The organism is Nocardia tenerifensis NBRC 101015 (assembly GCF_000308715.1).
Taxonomy (GTDB): Bacteria; Actinomycetota; Actinomycetes; order Mycobacteriales; family Mycobacteriaceae; genus Nocardia; species Nocardia tenerifensis.
Map to the genome: position 1 here is coordinate 1 of NZ_BAGH01000568.1, position 15,443 is coordinate 15,443.

The 15,443-nt window shown below is 66.6% G+C and carries 15 protein-coding genes; 5 read left to right on the forward strand and 10 right to left on the reverse strand.

The window, feature by feature from the left end:
* From ON39_RS37280 to ON39_RS37320, 9 genes are all read right to left on the reverse strand, one after another.
* A partial coding sequence (locus ON39_RS37280; RefSeq protein WP_051187591.1) for an MFS transporter occupies positions 1–1,148 on the reverse strand: 1,148 nt, incomplete at its 3' end.
* An 18-nt stretch (positions 1,149–1,166) separates the two neighbouring features.
* Positions 1,167–2,015: a methyltransferase domain-containing protein gene (locus tag ON39_RS37285; RefSeq protein WP_040741208.1), complete on the reverse strand. Its 849-nt coding sequence runs from the start codon at positions 2,013–2,015 to the stop codon at positions 1,167–1,169.
* 421 nt (positions 2,016–2,436) lie between these two features.
* Positions 2,437–2,874, reverse strand: coding sequence for an SRPBCC domain-containing protein (locus ON39_RS37290; protein WP_051187592.1), 438 nt, complete (start codon positions 2,872–2,874; stop codon positions 2,437–2,439).
* 256 nt (positions 2,875–3,130) lie between these two features.
* The gene (locus tag ON39_RS37295; protein WP_040741210.1) at positions 3,131–3,664 is read right to left on the reverse strand and encodes an EF-hand domain-containing protein; all 534 of its coding nucleotides are present in this window, start codon (positions 3,662–3,664) and stop codon (positions 3,131–3,133) included.
* Between the two features lie 363 nt (positions 3,665–4,027).
* Positions 4,028–4,402: a hypothetical protein gene (locus ON39_RS37300; RefSeq protein WP_040741212.1), complete on the reverse strand. Its 375-nt coding sequence runs from the start codon at positions 4,400–4,402 to the stop codon at positions 4,028–4,030.
* Complete coding sequence (locus ON39_RS37305; protein ID WP_040741214.1) at positions 4,392–5,081, reverse strand: response regulator; 690 nt, start codon at positions 5,079–5,081, stop codon at positions 4,392–4,394. The genes ON39_RS37300 and ON39_RS37305 overlap by 11 nt, the downstream gene beginning before the upstream one ends.
* A complete protein-coding gene (locus ON39_RS37310; protein ID WP_040741215.1) occupies positions 5,082–6,707 on the reverse strand; it encodes a PAS domain-containing sensor histidine kinase in 1,626 nt (541 codons plus the stop codon). It abuts the gene before it with no gap.
* A 26-nt stretch (positions 6,708–6,733) separates the two neighbouring features.
* Positions 6,734–8,416, reverse strand: coding sequence for an ABC transporter substrate-binding protein (locus tag ON39_RS37315; protein WP_040741217.1), 1,683 nt, complete (start codon positions 8,414–8,416; stop codon positions 6,734–6,736).
* A complete protein-coding gene (locus ON39_RS37320; RefSeq protein WP_040741218.1) occupies positions 8,413–9,741 on the reverse strand; it encodes an aminotransferase class V-fold PLP-dependent enzyme in 1,329 nt (442 codons plus the stop codon). Before ON39_RS37320 ends, ON39_RS37315 begins: the two co-directional genes overlap by 4 nt.
* Before the next feature lie 267 nt (positions 9,742–10,008).
* Here ON39_RS37320 and add point away from each other — a divergent pair, with 267 nt between their 5' ends.
* Together add and ON39_RS37330 are read left to right on the forward strand one after the other, a co-directional pair.
* A complete protein-coding gene (gene add, locus ON39_RS37325) occupies positions 10,009–11,073 on the forward strand; it encodes an adenosine deaminase (RefSeq protein ID WP_040741226.1) in 1,065 nt (354 codons plus the stop codon).
* A 4-nt stretch (positions 11,074–11,077) separates the two neighbouring features.
* Complete coding sequence (locus ON39_RS37330; RefSeq protein ID WP_040741219.1) at positions 11,078–12,376, forward strand: ABC1 kinase family protein; 1,299 nt, start codon at positions 11,078–11,080, stop codon at positions 12,374–12,376.
* Here ON39_RS37330 and ON39_RS37335 read toward each other — a convergent pair.
* Entirely contained in the window at positions 12,363–13,016 is a 654-nt protein-coding gene (locus ON39_RS37335) for an NHL repeat-containing protein (RefSeq protein ID WP_040741220.1), read from the reverse strand. The two genes, ON39_RS37330 and ON39_RS37335, sit on opposite strands and share 14 nt — an antisense overlap.
* 59 nt (positions 13,017–13,075) lie before the next feature.
* On the opposite strand from ON39_RS37335, the gene ON39_RS37340 reads away from it, so the two are divergent.
* The 3 genes from ON39_RS37340 to ON39_RS37350 form a co-directional block, all read left to right on the forward strand.
* The gene (locus ON39_RS37340) at positions 13,076–13,780 is read left to right on the forward strand and encodes a crotonobetainyl-CoA--carnitine CoA-transferase (RefSeq protein ID WP_040741221.1); all 705 of its coding nucleotides are present in this window, start codon (positions 13,076–13,078) and stop codon (positions 13,778–13,780) included.
* Between the two features lie 32 nt (positions 13,781–13,812).
* A complete protein-coding gene (locus ON39_RS37345; protein WP_051187594.1) occupies positions 13,813–15,132 on the forward strand; it encodes an aminotransferase class V-fold PLP-dependent enzyme in 1,320 nt (439 codons plus the stop codon).
* A 37-nt stretch (positions 15,133–15,169) separates the two neighbouring features.
* Positions 15,170–15,443: SAM-dependent methyltransferase (locus tag ON39_RS37350; protein ID WP_040741222.1), on the forward strand; the 274-nt coding region annotated here is incomplete at its 3' end.

The window sequence follows — 15,443 nt, forward strand, 5'->3', positions numbered from 1 at the left end:
GCCCTGTGCGCGATGACGACGCCGCCGATCGCCGGACCGATCGCGTTGCCGATATTGAAGGCGGACATGACAATCGCGACGGCTAGGGTCGGCGCACCCACCGCGAAACCGATCACGCGCGAGCTGAGCGCGGCGGTCATGGAGAACGCGCACACGCCGAGGACGGTGATCGCGATGGCCGCCGCGACGCTGTGGTGCACGACGGCCCGCAGCACCAGCATCATGATGATCATCGCGGTCAGGCTGCCGATGACGTTCTTCATGGCCGACCACTGCGCCAGTCGGCCGCCGAGGGTGTTGCCGACGAACAACCCGATTCCGAAGAGGAACAACACGATCGGGACCCGGTGCACGTCGATACCGCTGGCCTCGATGAGGATCGGCTGGACGTAGGCGTACACGCTGAACAGGGCCGTCTCGAACAGGACCGTGGTGGCGAGGGCGACGAAGACCCTGGTCTGCACCAGTGAGCGCAGTTCGCGGGCGACCAGGGTGCGCAGCCTGACCTCGGGACCGCGGTCGCGCGGCAGCCTGGGCACGAAGACCGTGACGAGCGTGGCGCCCACGGCGCTCATCACGCCGATCAGCACGAAGATGACCTGCCAGCTGAACTGCGCGCCGATCAGGCTGCCGAGCGGGACGCCCGCCACGTTCGCCAGCGTCATGCCGCCGAGGATCACCGCGATCGCCTGCGGCATCCGGCCGGGACCGGCGAGGGCGACGGCCATCACCTGGGCGACGGTCAGCGCGGTCGCGCAGGCCACGGCCGCGATCAGCCGCATCGCGAACATCATGGGGAAGACCGGGATCACGGTCAGTAGGTCGGAGACGCAGAAGACGATGACGGCGGCCACCATCACGGTCTTGCGGTCTCGTCCGAGGGTCAGGACGGCCATGGTGGGCGCGCCGACCAGCATGCCGATCGCGAACGCGGTGATCAGCTGGCCGACCTGCGGCACGGAGACCCCGAGCGAGCCGGCGATCTGATCAACCAGCCCCGATACGATGAATTCCGAAGTGCCCAGGGCGAATACGCTGATCCCGAGGACATACACGCCGATCGGTAGGCGTTTGGATGCGCCGGGTTCCGCGGCGGCTTGATCGTTCTGCGGGGTCGCCTTGATCAGCCGTCGTCGGATTGCGGACACGCGCGATCACACTCCTTGTCATATGGTCGTGCTGCCGACTCCTGACGGCTTGCGGCACACGATGAGGTAGTAACCGATCTTTTCTCGACAGAGCTCGAACATTTGCGTGATGCCCGACTCGAAGGCATCGATCCGATCTTTTCCGTAGGCCGCGGACAGGTCCGCCCGTTGATCGGCGAAGCGTTGCAGGAACGCGGTGTAGAACCGGCGCACGCGGTCGCTGCAGTCGAGCCCCTCCAGCACCTCGAACCCGGCGGAGACGGCCGGCGCCACGGCCTCGTCCATGCTGGTCGGCGGGTCGGGCACGGTGTTGGCCCGCAGCACCTCCCGCTGGGCCGCCGTCATGTCCGCGATCGCCGGGTACTCCGAGTACACGACTCGGCCGCCCGGGCGGAGCACGCGGAATATCTCGCCGAACCATTTCTGCTTGTCCGGGGAGTTGGGCACCGAGTCGAAGGCGAGGGCGGCGTCGAACTCCTCGTTCGAGAAGGGGAGCGCGGCGGCGTCGGCCCAGCTGATGGAGATCTTGCCGGACAGGCCCGCGCGCGCGACATCGGCGGTCGCCTGCTGAACTTCCCAGCGGCTCACCGTGATACCGCTGACCGATATGCCGAGCCGCTCGACCAGGCGCATCGCCGGTTCGGCCACTCCGCAGCCCACATCGAGGAGACGTTCGCCGGGCCGAAGGGCGAGTCGTTCGGCGACCATCCACGTGAGCCTGCTCATGGCTTCGAGAAAGGGCGTGTCGTCCTGGTCGTCGTCCCAGTATCCGAGGTGCAGGTTGCCCCCGACGACCTCCACCAGTTCGCCGACCCCGTCGTAGTACTCGGCGACCTCTTCGGTGCGGTCGGATGTCTTCTCGGCCATGCTGATCTCCGCGTTCTCGTGCCCGGTTCGCTGTTCGATCGGGTGACGTTCGGCCGATCGACTCGACGTGGCACCTCTGGTGGCAGGTCAGCGGGGTTCTCGGTGCCGATACTGCCTGAAAAATAAAATACTACTAGAATCTATAGTAGTTGGTCGATGACTTCAGCGATCGAGATCGAAACTCGGCGAACAGCGTTCTCTGGCACAGGGAAGATCGCCGCCGAGGGTGTCCTCGGCGGCCGGGAAGTTCCGCGAGCCGGTTGAAGATTCGGCCGTGGCCTGCCGGAAACGGGCAGGCGGCCGGTGAGTGTCGCGGCACCGGCCAGCCCTCCTCGGCCGGAGGGCCGAGCAGGAGGCGCCGGGATGAATCGGCGAGCGTGAAGTGAATCATGCCGATCGAGGGCCGGCCGGGCGCGGGTGACTACTCCGCGTTGGCCTTCAGAACGTCCATCTGCATTTTCCAGCCACCCTTGTTCTCCTCCAGCGCCTTTGCCCGCTGCTCGTCGGACAGGGCCAGCGTGGAGAAGCCACTCTCGGTCACCCGGACGCGGGTACCGCCGTCGTGTTCGGCGAGCCGGAACTCGACCAGCGTGCTGTTGCCGTCGCCGGGCGTTTCGCCGCGGAAGGAGGACGCCCACCGGTAGGAGGCGTACTCCGACGGTTCCTGCTGCTCGACCCGGATGGGGAACCGGCCGTACTTCGGATCCTCGATCACCTCGAAATCGCCTTCGCGCGAACGAGTTTGACCGGATCTGTCACCGTCGCCGACCCACCAGCCGGTGTCGCTCACCAACTCCCATACCCGTGCGACGGAAGCGTTGATGTCCACCTCATGCTCGATCTTGTCGGCTGTGATCATCGGAAATCTCCTCTCCGGGCGGCATTATGGTTCGTGACAGAATGTGCTGTGGGCGATGAAGTGCGTTCCTAAGGTAGCGCGTTTACGTGCCCTGCCGAGCGAGAATCGGTCTCGACGGCGGGTCACATACTCAATGCCCTGCCGTGGCAGGGCATTTGGGTGATGTCGACGCCAGACGGCGTTCTGCACAGGGGCCGGCGTTCGTGACGGGACGGCAACCCCCGTGCAGGTTCCGGACCGCGGGTCGGTGCATCTATTACAGACGGCCGGCCAGCTGAGTCCCGGCGGCCTGGAGATCATCGCTGCCGAAGAACTCACGCAGCGCCGCGTCGTGCTCGTCGGTGCTGATGTACCCGTCGCCGTCGTGGTCGAGCGCTTGAAACATCTTCAAGGCGTCGACCTGGCCGACTCCGGAGATCGACTGCAGCGTCATCCACTCGCTCAAAGAGATGGAGCCGTCACCGTCGGTATCGCCGAGTTCGAAGGTGAGCTGAGCAAGCGGAATGGCGACTTCGTCGACGAAACGGGGATCTTCGTGCGCGGAGATCCATTCCTCCAGGTTGATTACCTTGTCGCCGTTGGCATCGGCGTGCCCCTGCAGATCCTGCCAGAGTCGGTTGGCTCGCTTGATGGTGATCCGCCATTTGTCGGATCCGGGGGCAATGTTGAACGCGTCGCACCATCTGTTGATCAACGCGTCGATGTCCGACTGGTCGATCTTGCCGTCGCTATCGGCATCGTAGCGCTCGAAGTGCTTCGCGAATTTCTGCTGCCGGGCTTTCGTGACCATGGGACTCCCTATCTCACTCGGTCTGTCAGTGTGCGGACTTCCACTGTCCCTACTTTACTGCCGGGGTGGCACGTCTTCAAGAGGTAATTATACTTTAGTGAAGTTAGTTTGGTTGACATCGACGGTCAGAAGTGAAGCGTAGGCATGTCTGAATGGGCACGCGAGCGATTGCGGTGGTCGGCAGATGAGCGTACCCGGCTCCAGGAACGGTGGCTGCGCAAGCGACAGCACACATTCGGATTTTCCGCACGCCGACTCGCCGGAACGACACGCATGCGTTTGTCGGAGAATCTACGGCAGAGCGAACGCGCGGCTATTACCTGTGCGCCGGCACGCGCGCATCCGTTGAATTCCTCGGACTTCCTACCATCCTGCGAGCATGAAAACGACCGACAGCACCGCTGTGACGATGCCTACCGCCAGTTTCACGAATACTTCGACGAAAAACGCCTCGGTTGCTTCGCCGATAAGATGGCGCGACGGCAGTCCGACATCCGCGGACCGTTCCATGGCCAGCGAACGAATGGTCTCGATTCGCCAGCCCAATGTCGACAAGGCCACCGAGGACACGAATGCCGCGAGCGAGCACAGCAGAAGTGACATCTGATTCGGCGGCGCGGGAAGCGTTCCATACGCCTGCGTGAATGTATTCGCCGCCAAGGATAGGACCACCGCGCTGGCCAGGTAGAAAGCGCCGGGATGGACCTGACCGAGACTGGCACTGATCTTACGAATCACCGAGCACCCTCGCCGATTCCGCCTCGAACAGCTCCACCTCGCGCGCCAGATCGCCCAGGGCCACCACGTCGCACCGGGCCTTCGCCGCGGCCTCGAGTTCGATCAATTTCTCGGCGCGCCGGGTCAATGCGGTGCGGCTGTTAGCGGTCGGGTCGCGACGCTTTGCGCCGCCTCCGCTGCGCAGTTGTTCCGCGAGTTGCTGGAGACCGTTGATGCGCCGGCGTAATTCGGTCTGCGCGGCGAGCGAAATCGAGGTGACCTCGTTTCGCGCCATTTCCCGGCGCTGGCGATCCGATCCCATGAGCAGGTCGCTCACCGTGTCGATGAGGTCCGTCGTACCGTAACCTTCTCTATCGACATCGCCTTTGATGACGATATCGCCGACGCCGTACCGGAGCAGGATATTCTTGGCGATCGCGCCTTTCAAACGTGAACCCGTCACCACCGCGCGCGGCAGGTCGGGCCTGTTGCGAAGAATATACGACAGGACTTCGTAACCGGAGTAATCGTCTTCGTCGGTGAGATTGAGATCGATCAGTGCGCAGTCCACGTCGGGGCGTTCGAGTTCATCGATCGCCGCATCGATTCTGGTCACGTGCCGCACCTCGTGACCACGAAGTACGCGCTGCACCGCCCGGGCAAATTTCAAATTGTCCTCGAGCAACAATATAATCGCCATCTACGCCCTCCTGCAGATAGGCAGAATTACCAGAAGAGTGGCGCCCGGCGCGCGTTGTACATCAACCGTGATCTGGCCGCCCAGGTCTGTAACTATTTCTCTTGCTCGGGCCAGGCCGAGTCCACGACCCTCGCCCTTCTTGGAGAACCCCAGCTGGAAAACTCCTTCCACATCCTCCGGTTTGATACCGGGGCCCTCGTCGGAGACGGCGACGGAGACGGACCTGCCGACCACCTCGGCGCTCACCGTCACGCGTCCCTTGCTGCCCATCGCCTCGATCGCGTTGTAGAGCAGGTTCTCGAACAGCGCGGTGATATCGCCCTTGACGCCGCTGACGAGCACACCGGCGATGCCATCGATATCGAGTTCGATGATGCTGTCCGGAAACTCGAGGCCGAGCCGGTTCCGCAGTGCGGTCAGCACGCCTCGTATGCTGATCCGAGCAACCTTCTGGGCACGGTGCAGCTCCGCGGGCGCACGGGCCAGCTCGGTGCAGCCTTCGGTGATGTCGTCGATCCACTGCGCGAGTTCGCCGTCCAGTTTCACCCCGCGCAGATCCAGCTCCTCGCGGATCGCGTGCACGTCGCGCAGGATGGGGTCCACGGCTTTGCGTATCCGATGGGCGAAGTCGCCGTTGAGTCGCAAACGGGTCGCCTCCGCCCTGGACTCGGCGGCCTCTTCCCGCCGTCGGCGGATCTCGGCCGCGAGCCGCGCGCTCGCCAGCACGGCCGAGGACAACACGGGCAGCGCGTCGCGCTCGAGCTGGGTGAAGGCGTGCGGGGCCGGCACCCGGAACAGATGTAGTCCGAGAAACTCGCCCTCGGCGTGGAGCGGAATCATGCCGACCGTGTCCACCGGCCCCTGGTGGGTGTCGAAGAGGTGCTTGAGCAGCCGGTGTGGCCGGGACTTGGAATCGTGGAGCAACGGCTTGGTGTTCGAGCGGAACCAGTCGAGCGCACGGCCGATGTCCAAGCCGGTCGGCACCCGCCAGCCGCTGCTGCGGAACACCTCATTGAACTGCCCGACCTGACCGGCGAGCCACACACTCGACTCGGCCTGTACGTTGATCGCCTGCCGAACGAGTTCCACGCCCAACGCGAGCGCCGCGCGCTCGTCCTCGCCGGCGCCCGACAATGTCAGCGCGCCCACCAGACGGCGCAGCTGCTCCGAGAGATCCTCGCGGGCCGCGCTCTCGCTGACGTGGATGGCTTCTTCGCGAGTTCTGGTGAGCTCCATCGCTTCGTTGAGCGAGATGTCGGTGACTTCGATACCCGTCTCCGCGATGAGATGTTCATTCGTGGCCTGGTCGTACAGCGGGGATCGAATCGTGAGGAGCAACCGCTGTGAGCCCGACAGGATGACATCGCCCTCCAAAGTCCGCATCTCGACGCCGGTGCGGACGATATTGACGTGATCGGCTATCACGCGGTCGCGTTCGAGCTTGTTCACCAGCAGCGTGATGTAGCTCTGGCCCACCGCCTCCTCCGCGGAGTAGCCGTACAGGCGCTCGGCCCCCCGGGTCCAGAGTCTTATGGCGTAGTCCGCTTCCGGGCCGGCCGCCGCCCACATGGACACCGAGGTGTTGGCAGCGATCTCCGCGAGGAGACGTGCGTCGTACTCATTCACTTCGCTCTCCTGGCGTGCGGGTCCGTTCAGTCCGTCGAGGGCGGGTCGAGCCGGACCGTGGCCAGGTCGACCGCGAGACCGTGCGCGGGCAGCACGGCGGCGGCGCGCACGCGGCGGCCGCACAGTTCCCGGGCCGTCGGGACCTGGAACAGCAGCGGCACGAGCGGGGCGTCGGCCAGTGCGACGCGTTCGGCCTTGCGCCACGCGGCATCGGCCGCTTGCCGGTCCTCCGCCGCGGCGAGCGCCCGGTCGATCAGTGCGTCCACTTCGGGATTGCGGTAGTGGCCGAGGTTGGCGGGGGAGCCGGAGTGCAGCAGCGGTTGCAGGAAGACGCGGCCGTTGTCGTGCGCCCAGGCGGGCGACCACGAGGCAAGCGCGATATCCCACTCCCCGGACTCCGCCCGTGCCGGGTCCGCGAGCAGGTCCAGGTACTCCGATTCGGCGAATTCGACCTGCTGGACGGCGATTCCGGCCTCGGTCAGGTCGGCGGCGCAGCGATGGGCGACCAGGCGGGCACGCGCCGTCGCCGGGTGGATCGCGGTGATCGTCAGACCGTCCGGGTGGCCCGCGGCGGCCAGCATCGCCGCGCACGTGACGGGGTCGCCCCGCTGATCCGGCGTCGAGTAGGGGTCGAGGTCCTGGTGGCCGTCGTTGTTCGGCGGGACGATCGAGCCCGCGACGCGGGTGATCGTCTCGCCGTCCAGTGGGGCGAGTTCCGCCGCGAGGGCGGTTTTGTCGATCGCGTGGGCGATGGCCTGGCGCACCTGCACCTTTCGCAACGCGCCCGCGGCGTTGAAGCTGCGGGTGTTGAACACCAGGTAGGGGTCCAGCGCGAAGCCGAGATCGTGGTCGACCGGCGTCGCGGGGTCGGCGATGCGGACGCCCCAGGCCAGATCCGCACGGTCCCTTCGGATTCGGTGCGCGACCGCATCGGCGGCGACGGGCTCCGAGACGACCTCGACGGCATCGACGTGCTGACGCCGAACGGGGTCGGTTTCCTGGTGCCACAACCGGTTTCGGGTCAACCGTAGCGTGCGACCGGGGGTGAAATCGACGGGCCGGTACGGGCCGTTGGACCTGATGTTGCGGCACAGCTCGAGGCTGCCCGGCACGAACTCGTCGTACTCGATCGGCGCGGGCGAGGCGCCGGGCAAGGCCAGTATGTCGATGAAATCGAAGGCGGGCCTGCGTATTTCGAACACGATCGTGTGGTCGTCGAGCACCAGTAGGCCCGGAATGTCATGAGAGTTCTGGTATTCGGCCAATTCCGGTCCGGTCGGTACGACGCCGGCGAACGCGGCGGCGTAGTCGTCGCAGAACCGCGCCATTCCCCTGATGGTGTCGGTGAAGTAGGGCAGTAATGCGCTGCGGCGCAGCGGATTACCCATGCGCTTGATGCCGCGAACCACGTCGTGGGTGGTCACCGGGCGGACAGGGTCGCTGTCCCAGTACACGCCTGGCCGCAGATGGACCACGTAGCTCGTGTAGCTCGCGCCCATGCCCGCGTTGTAGATGGAGGGAATCGCGGTCGCCAGATCGGGTGTCGGCGCGACGCTCTGCCAGTTCCGCAGGTCGCCGTGCGTTCGATAGGTGAACAGCTGCCGGGCGAAGAGCCGGACGACCCGGTCGATCGGAAACCTGGGGCAGCACACCGGATCCAGCTGATCGAGCGGGCCGGGGCCGTACAGGCGCAGGATCGACGCGGTCACGACATCTCCTCGGCCAGCTCGGCCATGATGTCGACGGCCTTGTCGATCTCGTCGTAGTTGTTGAAGAAGTGTGTCGTGATGCGCGACGCGTAGTGCTGATGCGGCGATCCGGGCACGTCGAACTCGGTCCACCGGGTGAAGAGCCGGTGCTCGCGCTGCAGCCGCATGGTGTACTCGTGAATCTTCTTCACATTCCACGCGTCTTCCGGCCGGCGGAACGGATGGAACGCGATCAGCGGCGACTTCAGCGTGGGATCCGCGCCGGGGGAGTACATCGCGTCGCGGCCGAAGCATTTGATGACGCGGGCGCGCGCGTAGTCCGCGAGCAGCATGATCCTTCGTTCGATGCGATCGCGGCCGATCTCGTCCCACAGTTCGCAGGCGGTGGCGAGCGCGGCCCCTCGGGCGATGCTGGCGCTGCCCGCGCTCTGCAGGTAGTCGGCGATGTTGTCGCTCTCCATCGAGGTCCCGGTCCGGGGCGGCGGGCTGCCCTTCATCGGGTACCAGGTGGAGATGATCGGCCAGAACGTGGGCAGCGGCAGCGGATTGTATTCGGGATGAATCTTGTTGCGCACGTAGAGCAATCCGGTCCCCAGCGGCCCGCACTGGAACTTGGACCCGGAGCAGGAGATGAAATCCGCGCCGATGGCCCGCATGTCGAGATCGAGCATGCCGGGCAGCAGCGCGCCGTCGATCACCGTGATCAGGCCGTGCCGGTGCGCGAGCTCGCACAGCGCGCGCATGGGGAGCCGGGTGCCGGTGAACAGCGTGATCCCCGCGAAGGCAAGCACTTTCGTGCGCGGGGTGATCGCTTCCTCGAACAGTTCGATGATCTGCTCGGCGCGCACGTCGTAGCCGGTGGGCAGGGTGATCGTTTTCAGCGAGATGCCGAAACGATTGCGCAGCAGATTGAAGTTCGACAGCACGGAGTAGCACTCGTGCGTGGTGGTGACCACCTCGTCGCCGGCGTGCAGGTCCAAGCCGTGGATGACGCGTGCGACCCCCTCGGTCGCATTGTGGGTGATCACCATCTCGTCCTGATCGACCCCGTAGGACTTGGCGATGACGGCGCGATGGTCCGGATACATCCCCGGCGGATAGACGTCGCCGAGACCGCCGGCCCAGTGCCTGGTCACCCGGTCCACGGTGTCGAGCACGGCGTGCGGCATCGCGCCGACGGTGCCGGTATTGAGGTGGATGGCGCCTGGGTCGAGTGCGAACAACTTGCGGATCTCCGGCCAACCCGCGGTGCGCAACCGCTGCGACGGGTCGGCGGTCAGTGTCCCCGCGGGGTGCTGCGGGATGGAATCGACGGCGCCGTTCATGGGGGACCTCTTCCACGATGGGCTCGGCCGTGTGAGCCGCTCGAGCCGTTCACCTCCGTCGCCGGTCCGCCGGTCGGCTGGTCATAGCCGCCGCACTTCCCCGACGCTCAACTAGCTATATATTACATAAGTTTTCTTCACATTTTGAGCCCTAGTCGCCTTTTGCGCGTTCCGAGCGCACGCCTCCTGGGCTCCCGCTGCGTTCTACCCGTAGCGGCGCTTTCGTCTACCTCGCTTAGATGGCTTCAAAAAGCTATGGTGGATCTCGTGGAGTGTGGCGCCCCGGCGAGTGGCAACGGGCAGTCTGTGGCGGGATTTCTCGCGGCCTTGCCGAAGGTGGAGCTGCATGTGCACCTGCTGGGCTCGGCCTCCGTGGAGACGGTGAGCGAGTTGGCCGGCGAACGACCGGAGGTCGGCGTGCCCGCGGACCCGGCCGAACTGGACCGGTACTACCGCTTCACCGATTTCGCGCATTTCGTCGAGGTGTACACCGCGGTCAACAGGTTGGTCACCAGCGGCGCTGCGGTGGTGCGGCTGGTGACCGGCCTCGGCGACCAGCTCGCGGCGAACAACGTGCGATACGCCGAGGTGACAGTGACGCCGCTGTCGCATCTGCGCAGGGGCATCGCCGCCGCCGAACTCGCCGAGGCGCTGTCGATCGGCCGTCGTCTCGTCGCCGAGCGGCACCGGATCCACCTGAACTGGATATTCGATGTGTCGGCTGACGACGGCGTCGGCGGCGCCTTCGCCACGCTGGACTGGATTCTGCGCTATCAGCCCGACGGAACGGTCGGGTTCGGGCTGGGCGGCCCGGAGCTCGATGCGCCGCGCCGGCTGTTCCGCACCGCGTTCGAGAAGGCCAAAGCCCATGGGCTGCATGCCGTTCCGCACGCGGGGGAGTGCTCCGACGCCGACGAGATCTGGTCCGCCCTCTGCGATCTGGGCGCGGAGCGGATCGGGCACGGTATTCGCGCGGTGACCGACCGCGGGTTGCTCGCGCACCTGGCGCGACGGTGCGTCACCCTCGAGGTCTGTCCGTCGTCGAACGTCCGCACCGGCGCGGTGCGCGCGCTCGACGAGCATCCGCTGCCCGCGCTGCTCGCCGCGGGCGTCCCGGTCACGCTCGGCACCGACGACCCTGGGATGTTCGGCACCTCGCTGAACCGCGAATATCAGCTGTGCCACGAGCGGCTCGGCGTCTCGGTGGCCGCGCTCGTCGACACGGTGGCCGCGGGAATCGACGCGGCGTTCTGTCCGGCGCACGTGGCCAGGGCGGTCCGCCGCGAGCTCACGGAGTCGTGTCATCGGTTCGAACGAGCAACAGGGAGATGAGGCCATGCGAGCACGATTCGCGCTCACGCTGCGGGCGGTGCGCGTCACCGGAACCGTTGTCGCGGTAGCCGTTCCGGCGATACCGGGTGGTCTGGTCCACCGGGTGCGGTACGGCCCCTCGGCCGGGCGGCGGCATCTCTATCATCGGCTGGTCGAGCTGTTGATGCTGCTCGGACCGACCTTCGTCAAGGCGGGACAGGTGCTCGGCACCCGCCGCGACATCCTGCCGCCCGCGCTGTGCGACGAACTGTCGCTGTTGCAGGACTCGGTCGCGCCGCTGGACGCGGCGCACACCGCGGTCGCCCTGGCCGAGGCATACGGCTCGGAGGTGGACGACGTGTTCGCCTCGCTCGACCCGCGGCCGGTCGCCTCCGGCAGTGTGGCCTCGGTGTATCGGGCGCGGTTGCGCTCGGGGCAGGATGTCGCGGTCAAACTGCGCAGGCCGGGGATCGAGCAGACGATGTCCGCGGATCTCGCGCTGATTCAGGGCGGCGCGGCGTTCGTTGCGCGGCTGCCCTTCTTTCGCGGCGTTCCGGTCGAGGAGGTCGTCGCGAACATGGCGGGCGCGATCCTCGGGCAACTCGACTTCGAGCGCGAGGCCGACAATCTGCGGCGGTTGCGCAAGAACCTTTCCGAGGTGCCGCGGGTCTGGGTGCCGAAGGTCTACCCCGAGGCCTGTCGTCCCCGGTGCATCGTCATGGAGTTCATCCCGGACCTAGCGGTGGGCACGGCCGACGAGTGCACTCCGGTCGCCCGCAGGCGCTTCGCGGCCTCGGGGATGGCGGCGATGTACCAGATGCTCTTCGTCGACGGATTCGTGCACTGCGACATGCATCCCGGCAATCTCTACTTCACCCGCGGCGCGCAGGTCGTGGTGCTCGACGCCGGCTTCAGCGTCCAGCTCACCGATCGGCTCCGGCGGCTGTTCGCCGAGTTCTTCATGAACATGGCGATCGGGCGCGGGCACCACGCCGCCGAGATCGTGGTCCAGAGCGCGGCCAGGCTCGCCGAGGACGCCGATCTCGACGGTTTCATGGTGCGGATGGCGGATCTCGTCGAGCGCAGCCACGGCCAGCCTGCCAGGGAGTTCAGCCTCATCGCCTTCGCCATGGAGATGTTCGACCTGATGCGCCGCTTCGGAATTCACGCGGCGCCCGAGCTGATCTTCCCGCTGCTGTCGCTGTTGGTGATCGAGGGGACGATTCGAGATCTCGATCCGGACATGGACTTTCAGGAGGCGGCCAAGCCGCAGCTCATGCGCGGCCTGTTCGGCACCGAGGGCGGCCGTTCTACGCTCGGTTGACCAATACGGCGTCGAGTTCGACGGCGCGCAACGCGCGGGCGGGGAAGTCGCAGTACCAGAGGTGGCGGCCGTCCCAGGTCATCCCGGTCGGGTGGCCGGGGACGCGGAACTCGCCGACCTGCGCGCCGGTTCGCGCGTCCAGCGCCCGCACCGTCGAGTCGCCGAAGTCGCCGTGCAGCACCATGCCGTCGACATAAGTCAGGCCCGAAGGGGATTCGCCGCCCGCGGGGTATTCGCGCTCGATCTCCATGGTCGCGTAGTCGCGCAGCTGCACCACGGTCGGCCCGCGCAGGCACATCCACAGCCCCTCCGGGCCGAACTCGATACCGGTCAGCCGCCCGCTCAGCGGCAGCACCTTCTTCTCGCCGGCCGGCTCCCCGGTCTCCGGGTCTATGAGCAACAGCCGTTTGGGACGGCCGCCGACTTGGACCAGCCGCGTGCCGTCGTAGGCCAGGTCCGCGCGGACCCGGGCACAGGGCCATGAGCGGGTGACCAAACCGTCGGACGGGTCGATGGCGAAGATCGTCCCCGCGTCCTGGTCCGAGTGCCACAGCGTCGAGCCGTCCCAGGTGAGCCCGCACAGGTAGGCGGTGGGCGCGGGCAGCGTCCTGACGATGGGTGCGGCTTCGCGGTGGCTCATCTCGGCTCTCCTGACCTGGCGGCAATCTCACTTCAAGAATATATTGTGAACTAGGGGTGATGCTGATGGAAGCCGAGCTGGCCGATCTCGCGCAGGCCTACGTCGATCGCCACTGGCCGTCGAATGGGCACCGAATCTCTTCGCGGGCAACGTGCACGCTCGACTGGGACGAGGACTACTGCCGCCGGGTGGCGGCGTATTTCGAGAAGGCTCCTCGGCTGGCCTACGACACCGTCCTCGTTCGGCGCTACGACCAGTTCAAGCGGGAGAACCTTCAGCAATACCGGGTGGTCGTCGATGCGGGAATCACGGTGCGGCCCTGGCTGACTCCGGGGCAGCCCTATCGGGGGTCGGCCGAGTTGCGTGCATCCGTCCGGACGACCGGTGAGCTGTATGTCTATCTGACCAGCGCCGGGCACGGCCCGGAACCGGACGAGCGGTTCCATCCGATGCTGGAGCCCTCGGGGATCGTGGTCGACGGCGTCGAACTCAGCCACAACGACGTGTTCCGGGTCGTGCACGACGCGTTCGGGCATGTGATGTCCGGGCGCGGGTTCTCGGCGCGCGGCGAGTTCGGGGCGGCCTTCTGTCACATGGGCATGTACTCCGCGGACGTGCATCCGGTGCTGTTCACCGAGCAGGTCGCCCAGATCTGCTGGTTCTTCTTCGGCCCGCGCTCCGCCGAGCGGCGGTACCCGCCGCAGAAGGTGTTCGAGTTCCCCACTCACTATCTGACCGAGTTCCGCAGCCTGTTCCGGCTCTAGGCAAACTAACTTCATTTAGATATGGTTACTTAATGACTGGTCTGGTGAGTAACGGGAAGATCAGCACTTCGACCCTGGGGGAGTCGGTCCGGCCCGACTTTCCCATCCTGGAGCGGCGCTTCGGCCCGCATCCCCTGGTCTACCTCGACAACGCGGCGACCGCGCAGAAGCCTCGCGCCGTGCTCGACGCGCTCGTGGACTATTACTCCGGGCTCAACAGCAATATCGGCCGGGGCTACTACCGGCTCAGCATGGCCGCGACCGACGCCTATGAGGCGGCACGCGAGACCGTCCGGCGCGCGATCAACGCCGAGCACGCCGACGAGGTGGTGTTCACCGCGGGCACCACCGCGGCAATCAACCTTCTCGCCGATACGTTCGGCCGATCCGTCCTGACGGCCGGCGACCGAATCGTCGTCACCGGCATGGAGCACAACTCCAACATGCTGCCGTGGCGGCGGCTGTGCGAGACCACCGGCGCGGAACTCGTCGTCGTCCCGGTCGGGGCGGCGGGCCGGGTGGAGCTCGAAAGGTTCACTGCCGCACTCGATCCCGGAGTCCGGCTCGCCGCCGTCGCGCACGTGTCCAACGTGCTCGGCACGGTCAACCCCGTCCGGGAGATGATCCGCGCGGCGCATGGCCACGGGATTCCGGTGGTGGTCGACGGCGCCCAGGCGGTGCCGCACCGGCCGGTGGACGTCCGCGATCTCGACGCCGACTTCTACTGCTTCTCCGGCCACAAGATCTACGGGCCGATGGGCATCGGCGTGCTGTACGGCAAGCGCGAGCTGCTGTCCCGGCTCGCGCCGTATCAGGTGGGCGGCGGCACCGTGAAAGGCGTGACGCTCGAGGAGCCCGTCGCCTACGTTCCGGTGCCGGCCCGGCTCGAAGCCGGCACACCGCACGTCGCGGGCTCGGTCGGACTGGCCGCGGCGTTCGACTATGTCGAGGACCTCGGCTGGGACGTCGTGCGGCGCCACGACGATCTTCTGGTGGGCGCCGCCGTCGAGGCGCTGGAAAGCGTTGCGCGCGTTCGCATCATCGGCGACCCGGCGGCCGAGCCGAGCGGGATCGTCTCGTTCGTCGTCGACGGCATCCACCCCTACGACGTCGGCGGACACCTGGACGGGCACGGGGTCGCGGTGCGCAGCGGGGTGCACTGCGCCAACGTCTTCATCGACACCTTCGGCGAGGTCGGCACGGTTCGCCTGTCGTTCGCCGTGTACAACACCGAGGCCGAGATCGACCTGGTCCGGCGCGCATTGACGACCGTGCGGCCCGGCTTCTGGACCGCGGAGTATCCCACCGAACGATTCTTGGCGACCGATCCGTCCACCGAGAACCAGCACTGACGGGACAGGTGCCATGACGACTGCCGCATTTGATTCGGTGAGCTTCAAACAAGCCCAACGCGTCACCTGGAACGCGATCAGCGCCGGCTGGCTGTCGTGCGCCGAGGACTTCGAGACCGGCGGCGCGCCGGTGACCGCGAGGTTGCTCGAGCTCGCCGGCGTGCGGCCGGGCCATCGGGTGCTCGACGTCGGCACCGGCACCGGGGAGCCGGCGCTGTCCGCCGCCGGGGTCGTCGGCTCGACCGGCGCGGTCACCGGGATCGACCTGGCCCCGGACATGATCGCGCGGGCTCAGGAGCGGGCTCACGGTG

What these genes read in the sequence shown, in the direction of transcription:
- ON39_RS37285 (WP_040741208.1), bottom strand. Translation starts at nt 2,015, where the DNA reads ATGGCCGAGAAGACATCCGACCGCACCGAAGAGGTCGCCGAGTACTAC.
- ON39_RS37290 (WP_051187592.1), bottom strand. Translation starts at nt 2,874, where the DNA reads ATGATCACAGCCGACAAGATCGAGCATGAGGTGGACATCAACGCTTCC.
- ON39_RS37295 (WP_040741210.1), bottom strand. Translation starts at nt 3,664, where the DNA reads ATGGTCACGAAAGCCCGGCAGCAGAAATTCGCGAAGCACTTCGAGCGC.
- ON39_RS37305 (WP_040741214.1), bottom strand. Translation starts at nt 5,081, where the DNA reads ATGGCGATTATATTGTTGCTCGAGGACAATTTGAAATTTGCCCGGGCG.
- ON39_RS37320 (WP_040741218.1), bottom strand. Translation starts at nt 9,741, where the DNA reads ATGAACGGCGCCGTCGATTCCATCCCGCAGCACCCCGCGGGGACACTG.
- ON39_RS37330 (WP_040741219.1), top strand. Translation starts at nt 11,078, where the DNA reads ATGCGAGCACGATTCGCGCTCACGCTGCGGGCGGTGCGCGTCACCGGA.
- ON39_RS37335 (WP_040741220.1), bottom strand. Translation starts at nt 13,016, where the DNA reads ATGAGCCACCGCGAAGCCGCACCCATCGTCAGGACGCTGCCCGCGCCC.
- ON39_RS37340 (WP_040741221.1), top strand. Translation starts at nt 13,076, where the DNA reads ATGCTGATGGAAGCCGAGCTGGCCGATCTCGCGCAGGCCTACGTCGAT.
- ON39_RS37345 (WP_051187594.1), top strand. Translation starts at nt 13,813, where the DNA reads ATGACTGGTCTGGTGAGTAACGGGAAGATCAGCACTTCGACCCTGGGG.